Annotated in this window: 7 protein-coding genes; 6 read left to right on the forward strand and 1 reads right to left on the reverse strand. The window is 72.1% G+C overall.

Annotation, left to right across the window (positions count from 1 at the left end; all coding sequences use genetic code 11):
- Window positions 1-99 precede the first annotated feature (99 nt).
- From ACFVYF_RS17680 to ACFVYF_RS17705, 6 genes are all read left to right on the forward strand, one after another.
- Window positions 100-1,272 carry a PP2C family protein-serine/threonine phosphatase gene (locus tag ACFVYF_RS17680; protein ID WP_389456209.1) on the forward strand — a complete coding sequence of 391 codons (1,173 nt, stop codon included), beginning with the start codon at window positions 100-102 and terminating at the stop codon, window positions 1,270-1,272.
- Window positions 1,273-1,416: 144 nt separating this feature from the next.
- Window positions 1,417-2,313, forward strand: a complete 897-nt coding sequence (locus ACFVYF_RS17685) for an STAS domain-containing protein (protein ID WP_389456211.1) — start codon at window positions 1,417-1,419, stop codon at window positions 2,311-2,313.
- The gene (locus tag ACFVYF_RS17690) at window positions 2,310-2,729 is read left to right on the forward strand and encodes an STAS domain-containing protein (protein WP_389456213.1); all 420 of its coding nucleotides are present in this window, start codon (window positions 2,310-2,312) and stop codon (window positions 2,727-2,729) included. Before ACFVYF_RS17685 ends, ACFVYF_RS17690 begins: the two co-directional genes overlap by 4 nt.
- Window positions 2,730-2,776: 47 nt before the next feature.
- Complete coding sequence (locus ACFVYF_RS17695; RefSeq protein WP_389456260.1) at window positions 2,777-3,172, forward strand: anti-sigma regulatory factor; 396 nt, start codon at window positions 2,777-2,779, stop codon at window positions 3,170-3,172.
- Window positions 3,169-4,239 carry a SpoIIE family protein phosphatase gene (locus tag ACFVYF_RS17700; RefSeq protein WP_389456215.1) on the forward strand — a complete coding sequence of 357 codons (1,071 nt, stop codon included), beginning with the start codon at window positions 3,169-3,171 and terminating at the stop codon, window positions 4,237-4,239. Before ACFVYF_RS17695 ends, ACFVYF_RS17700 begins: the two co-directional genes overlap by 4 nt.
- A complete protein-coding gene (locus ACFVYF_RS17705; protein WP_389456217.1) occupies window positions 4,236-5,969 on the forward strand; it encodes a PP2C family protein-serine/threonine phosphatase in 1,734 nt (577 codons plus the stop codon). The genes ACFVYF_RS17700 and ACFVYF_RS17705 overlap by 4 nt, the downstream gene beginning before the upstream one ends.
- A 253-nt stretch (window positions 5,970-6,222) precedes the next feature.
- Here the strand turns inward: ACFVYF_RS17705 and ACFVYF_RS17710 are convergent, their stop codons facing one another.
- The gene (locus tag ACFVYF_RS17710; RefSeq protein WP_389456219.1) at window positions 6,223-6,660 is read right to left on the reverse strand and encodes a MarR family winged helix-turn-helix transcriptional regulator; all 438 of its coding nucleotides are present in this window, start codon (window positions 6,658-6,660) and stop codon (window positions 6,223-6,225) included.
- Window positions 6,661-7,126 lie beyond the last annotated feature (466 nt).

A 7,126-nucleotide genomic window follows, 5' to 3' on the forward strand; every position in this document is an offset into this window, starting at 1 on the left:
ACACAAAACAATAGATACCGGAACCCACGGCTGAGCGACCGATCTTCTCAAGTCATGGACCCGGAATCGTACTAGTCGAAGAATGGCGTACCCGACATCGTGAACAGATTCGTGGCCGCGGAGCGGGCCCTGCGCACCGCGGCTCCCCATCAGCTGCTGGACGCGGTCAGCCCCGTACTGTGCGGCGACTACGCGGCCGAGGCCGTCGAACTCCTCATGGCCGACTACGGACTGACCGTGCTGCAGCCGGTCTCCGAGCTTCCGCACACCCTGGAGCCGGTGCCGGTGCACAGCAGCCCCGCCGGCCGGGCCTTCGGGGCGCAGGAACCCTTTGTCGAGGAGCACACGGACGGCCGCGTGCGTGCGCATCTGCCCGTGACCGTACGCGGCGACCGGCTCGGCATCCTGTCCGTCACCCTGCCCTCCGACCGGCTGGACGAGGAGACGCTGGCCGAACTCGCCGACATCGCGGAGGTACTCGGCCACGAGGTCCTCGTGGCCGAACGCGACACCGACCTGTATCTGCAGGCGCGTCGCCGGGACCGCCTGACGCTGGCCGCCGAGATGCAGTGGCAGTTGCTGCCCGGCCGCTCGTGCGCCCGGCCCGAGTACGAGCTCGGCGCCCAACTGGAGCCCGCCTACGCGATCTTCGGCGACAACTTCGACTGGTCGGCCGCGGCCGACCGCCTGACGGTGTACATCACCAACGGGATGGGTGAGGGCATCGAGGCCTCCCTGCTGACCAGTCTGGGCATCAACGCGCTGCGCAACGCGCGCCGCGCGGGCATCCCCATCGAGGACCAGGCGGCCCTCGCCGACCAGGCGATCTACGCGCAGTACCGCGGCGCCTCGTATCTGTCCGTGCTCATGCTGGACTTCGAGCTGTCCACCGGCCGGATACGGGTCGTCGACGCCGGCTCGCCCCAAATGCTGCGCCTGCGCGGCCGGAGCGTCGAACGGGTGGACTTCGACGCCCAGTTGCCGCTGGGCATGTTCGAGGAGACCGACTACGTGGTGCAGGAGTTCCGCGTGGCACCGGGCGACCGGCTGGTCTTCGTCAGCGACGGCGTGTACGGGGTCGCCGCACCGGGCGGCGAGAAGTACGGGGAGAAGGCGCTGGCGAACGCCATCACGTCGACCCGGCTGCTCCCGGCGGCCGAGGTGCCCCGCGCGGTGCTCAGGGAACTGACCGGCCACCGTGGCGGACCGAAGCCCGAGGACGACGCCCTCGTGGTGTGCCTGGACTGGCACGGTCGGCAGACGCCGGGGTAGGAGTCCCGAGCGGGACGATCTTCACGGAGGGCGCGGGGTCGTACGCGGGCAGGCCATGACTACAGTTGTCGTACGACAAGAGACAGAGCCCTCCCGGCGGTTTTCACAACGCCGGAACAGCGGACGGACGAAGGAGACGAACACGTGGCGGATCACGAGGCAGCAGCACACCGGGGGTCCCCGGCCCAGGACGTCGGGGACTTCCTGCAGCGCCGCCGTGAGCAGATCGCCCAGCGCTGGGCCGACGAGGCCCTGTTCCGTACCGTCTTCACGGTCTCCCGGGACGAGGCGGTGGAAGCGGGCCGAGCCGTGGTGGAGGCGCTCGCCGCCGTCGCGGCGGCCGATCGGACGGAGGACCTCGGCGCCCCCGGCTTCAGTGCGGTGCGCGAACAGCTGGGCCGCATGGCGGCCTCCCGCGCGCGCTCCGGAGCCACGTCCGTGCAGATCGCCCACGAGGTGGCCGCTCTGCGCCCACCGGTCTCGGAACTCCTCGCCGCCGAATCCGGCGCGACCCCCGCGCAGGCCGAGGAGCGGGCCGTCACCCTCACCGCTCTCCTCGGTACGCTCCGGCTCGTCGTACTGGAGACGACCCTGAGCGAGGGCCAGGAACTCATCGACCGGCAGCGCCTCCAGCTGCTGGAAGTCGCCACGCCCGTCATCAAGTTGTGGACCGGCGTCGTCGCCGTCCCGCTGATCGGCACCCTCGACAGCGCCCGCAGCCAGGTGGTGATGGAGAGCCTTCTCGAAGCTGTCGTCACACAGCAGGCGCGGTTCGCGATCCTGGACATCACGGGGGTGCCGACCGTCGACTCCCTCGTGGCCCAGCACCTGATGAAGACGGTGGCGGCCGCTCGGCTCATGGGCGCCGAGTGCATCGTCTCGGGCATCCGGCCCGCCATCGCGCAGACCATCGTCCACCTCGGCATCGACCTGGGGTCGGTCCTCACGCGGGCGACGCTCGCCGACGCCCTCGCCTACGCCCTGCACCAGCAGGGCAGCGTGATCGTCGACCAGGTCCGCACGGGAGCGAGCGCGCAGTGAACGGCGAGTTCACCGGCCTCACCGGTTCCTCCGTGCCGGTGCTCAAGCTCGGGAACGTCCTTCTCATCACGCTGCAGGGCGAGTTGCACGACCGGGCCGCCGAGCGGTTGCAGCAGGACATCGGCGAGGCCATCGCGGCCAGTTCCGTCACCGGGGTCGTCATCGACATCTCCGGGGTCGACATGATCGATTCCTTCCTCGGCCGGGTGTTCGCGGAGATCGCGGCGAACGCCAAGCTGCTGGCGGCCCGGACGGTGGTGGCCGGCATGCGCCCCGCCGTCGCCATCACGCTGGTCGAACTGGGGCTCACACTCCCCGGGTTGGGCACCGCGCTCGACACCGAGGAGGCCCTGCGGATGCTGGCGTCGGCGCCCGCTGCCCTCCCCCACAGCCCAGTACGCCTGGAGAGCCCGTGACGGAAACTTCCGGCTACGTCACCACCTGCCTGGCGATTCGCTCGGACATGGATCTGGCGTGGGTGCGCCAGCATGTGCGCCAGACGGCCGCCGAGCTCGGTTTCGGCCTGGTGGACCAGACGAAGCTGGTCACCGCCGCGAGCGAACTCGCCCGCAACACGCTGGTCCACGGCGGCGGGGGCCAGGTCGAGTCGACGGTGCTGCAGAACGGTCTCGCCCGCGGTCTGCGGCTGACCTTCACCGACGAGGGGCCCGGTATCCCCGACATCGAGCGGGCGCTCAGCGACGGTTACACCTCGGGCGGCGGTCTCGGCCTCGGTCTGGGCGGCGCCCGGCGGCTCGTGCACGAGTTCTCGCTCGACAGCCGTCCCGGCGCGGGCACCACCGTGACGGTGATCTGCTGGGCAGCCGGTCCCCCGCGCCAGCGGGAGGAGATCCGATGACCCGCGTCTGGTACGTGCCGGTCCACGACTCCACCCGGGTACGGGACGTCCGGGTCGCCGCCGAGACCGCCGCCGGCCACGCCGGGCTGGACAAGGACCGTACGGCCGTGGCGGCACTCGTCGCCACGGAGCTGGCCACCAATCTGCTCAAGCACGCCGGAGGCGGTCAGATACTGATCGACACCGTGGACGCGGATCTGGCTCTTCCCGGCGCGGGGCCGGCTCCGGCGCTGCAGATACTGGCGATCGACCACGGACCGGGGATCGCCGACGTCTCGGCCGCGCTGCGCGACGGCTACTCGACCGCCTCGTCACTGGGCGCGGGACTCGGCACCTGCCGGCGCATCGCCGACGACTTCGACCTGCAGACCACGCCCGGCCGGGGCACCATCGCCCTGGCACGGATCCGCCCGGCGCCCGAGGACCAGCGCCGACGTCACCGCCCCAGGACTGACGGGCCCGTGCGGGCGGGAGGCGTCAACATCCCGCTCGCCGCCGCCCCTTACTCGGGCGACGCGTGGGCCTGCGTCCGGACCGACGACCGTGTCACCCTGCTGCTGGCCGACGGACTCGGCCACGGCGAGGCGGCGGCCGAGGCGTCCGGCGCGGCACTGGACCAGTTGCACCACGCGGCGCATCTGCCCCCGACGGAACTGCTCGGCCGGCTGCACACCGCGCTCCGCGCCACCCGCGGAGCCGCCGTCGCCGTGGCCCAGCTCGATCTCGCCTCCCGGGTGCTCGACTTCGCCGGCATCGGCAACATCGGGGCCCGGCTGCGAACGGGCGACACCTGGCGGCCGCTGCTGTCCCACCCGGGGATAGTCGGCGCCCACCGTCCGGCGCGCCTGCCGCGGTGCAGCCAGCCGTGGACGCCCGACAGCCTGCTCATCCTGCACAGCGACGGGCTGCCCAGCCGCTGGACTCCCCCGCCCTCCGTCCCCCTGTCCGCCCTGGACCCCGCCCTCACCGCAGCCGTGATCGTGCGGGACTCCAGCAGTGCCGCCCGGCCCGTGCGGGACGACACCACCGTGGCCGTGCTCACTCCGTCGCCGGATCTCGCACCATGACCCATACCTGGCAGATCACCACGGTCGCCGAAGCCGCCCGTGCCCGCATCGCCACCGCCCGCTTCGCGGCCGCCCACGGCGTCTCCACCCTCGAACGCACCCGCCTGGTCACCGATCTCAGCGCCCAGTTGCGCCAGTGCCTCACCAAGGGCGGCACCTGGCAGTTGAGCCTGCGGGCGGACGCGCCATCGGGCGACGAGCGGCACGGCAGGATCACGGCCGCCGTGCGATCCGGCGAGGGAAACGCGGCGTACGGTACCGGAGCACAGCCGGCCTGGCAGGCGGCCGTCGAGTGTCCCGCGCGCGGCAACGCGGCCGGCGCCGCCCACGTGATCCGGGACCGGACGACCGTCGCCGACGCCCTGCTCAGCGCCGACGAGGACACCGCCCGGGTCCTGAAGAAGCTGACCGAGCAGGAAGAGCTGGTCGCCTTCCACCGGGAGGAACTCCACCAGACGAACCAGGGTGTCCTCGCCCTGCACGCCGAACTGGACGCGGCCGGCCGGGCCCAGCAGGAGCTGTTCATCGCCGAGCGCAAGGCCCGCACCGAGGCGGAGAGCGCCCGCCGCAGGCTGACCTTCCTGGCCGACGCCAGCGCGGCCCTCACGGCCTCCCTCAACCACGAGGAGATCCTGCGCCGGCTGCCCCAACTCCTCGTCCCCGCCTACGCCCGGAGCGTCGACGTATGGCTGTTTTCCGGCGACGAGGACGACGCCCCCAAGCACGGCCCCCATCCGGCGGCAGCCGTCGTCGCGGCACGCAGGGGGCGCCCGCAGTACGCCGCCGATCACGCGGGGGGCTTCCCCGGCGTCGACGACCAGCCGCCCTCGGCGCTGCACCCGGCGCGGCCTCTGCTGTGCATCCCCCTGCCCGCGCGGCGCGCGCCTCTGGGAGTGGTGACACTCACGCCACCCGCGGACGGGTGGAGTGCCGATGACGCCATCATGCTCGTCGAACTCGCCCGCCGGACCGGTATCGCGATCGACAACGCACAGCGCTTCGAGCACAGCCGGGACATCGCCGAGACCCTGCAGCGCGCCCTGCTCACGGACCTGCCCACGACACCGGGCCTGCACCTGGCGGCGCGCTATCTCCCGGCCACCCACGGTCTGAACATCGGCGGCGACTGGTACGACGCGTTCCGCCAGCCCGACGGCAGTCTGGTCGCCGTCATCGGCGACGTCACCGGGCACGGCCTGCACGCCGCCGTCATGATGAGCCAGCTGCGCACCGCGCTCCGGGCCTACGCCGTCGACGGGGGCACCCCGGGCCAGCTCCTGACGCGGCTGCACACGTTCCTCCACCATCTCCAGCCCGACCTGTACGCCACCGCGGTCATCGCGCGGTTCAGACCGGACGAGCCCACCGTCACCTGGGCCGCCGCCGGGCATCCGCCACCCGTGCTGCGCACCCCCGAGGGCGACGTGCGCATACTGGACGCCAAACCCGGGGCGATGCTGGGCATTCCGCTGCAACAGGACATCCGCGACCACACCGCGCACCTCCCGCCGGGGTCCACGCTGGCGCTGTACACGGACGGACTGGTGGAACGGCGGGCGCACGGCATCGACCCCGGGATCGAACGCCTGGCCGAGGCGCTGTCCGCCCAGGGTGCCGCCGAGCTGGACCGGGATCTGGAGCGCAGCGCCGACCGGATCCTGGACCCGATGCTGCGGGACTCCGAGCGCGACGACGACGTGTGTCTCCTGCTCTGCCACATCAACAGCTGAGCGCCGGGCCGCTCTTCCAGACCAACGACGCAGTTGGGCGGGCGTCGGCCCAGCCGGGGCGGAGCTTGCCGGGCCGCTCCGCCCCATCAACGGCGCAGTTGCCAGGCTGCTCAGTCACATCAACGGCCCAGCTCTGAGGCCGCTCTGTCACATCGACAGCTCAACTGCCGGGCGCAGCTGGGTGGTTGAGGGCGGCCTGCTTGGCGTTCCTCGGTCCCGAGGCCGTCGGCGGCGGGACGTCCGACGCCGGGGCTCACTGCCCGGCGTGGTCCTTCCTCTCCGGCTCGGCGCTCGCCGCGTCGAGAGCTCGGTGAAACCCGAGCAGTCCGCTCTCCAGCGACACGCGTTGAGCGGGGCTCATGGCCGCCAGAACCGACGCGAGACTCAGGGACCTGCGCTCGGCGATCTCCGTGAGCACCAGCCTGCCCTGAGGTGTGAGCAGGAGCTGCAGTTCGCGCCGGTTGCCTGGGTGCGGAACCCGCTCGAGCAGGCCCGCGGCCTCGAGACGGTCGCACAACCGGCTGGCCGCGGGCAGCGCGATCCCCAGGATCTCGGCCAGCGCGGTGAGATTGAGCTCGGAACGGTGCCTGACCACCTTCAGAGCCCTGAGTTGCTGCGCCGACAGACGGGGGCCGACCGCCTCGCCCGCCGAGGACCAGAGCACCACGAGTCGCTCGACCGCGTCCGCCACGCGGTGAGCAACTGCTTCCGGTCGGGTGTCGGCCTCTCCGGCACCGTTCATGTCCCCGTCATCCCCCACGGGTCATCACGCGCTCCCCCGGAGTCCGTTCGCCGCGCCGTCGGCCGGTGCGGGGCGGTCACCCGCCGTGTCCGGCCCGCCAACGGGCCGCACTTCGGGCGCCCGTGGAGGTCCGCCCGACCCCGGGCCACAACAGTGGATCACCAGCAGTTCTCATTCCCTCGGCCGTCGCTCGCCCTCCCGGTGAACCATCTTCGTTCCGGCACGGTCGCCCGGCTCTCGACCGCGTTCAGGGGCAGGCTGCCCCCCTCCTGCCCGTGTCGTCTGAACCCATGTCAGTGCATCGAACACCTTCACACCGTGGGCACACGAACGCCGTGGTGGGGGGGACCCGAACGATACCGGGGGCCCCACCACCGGCATTGCGTGCCCTGACGGCGGGACCGCGGCCACCGGA

The sequence above is a fragment of the Streptomyces sp. NPDC058274 genome (assembly GCF_042881375.1).
Taxonomy (GTDB): Bacteria; Actinomycetota; Actinomycetes; order Streptomycetales; family Streptomycetaceae; genus Streptomyces.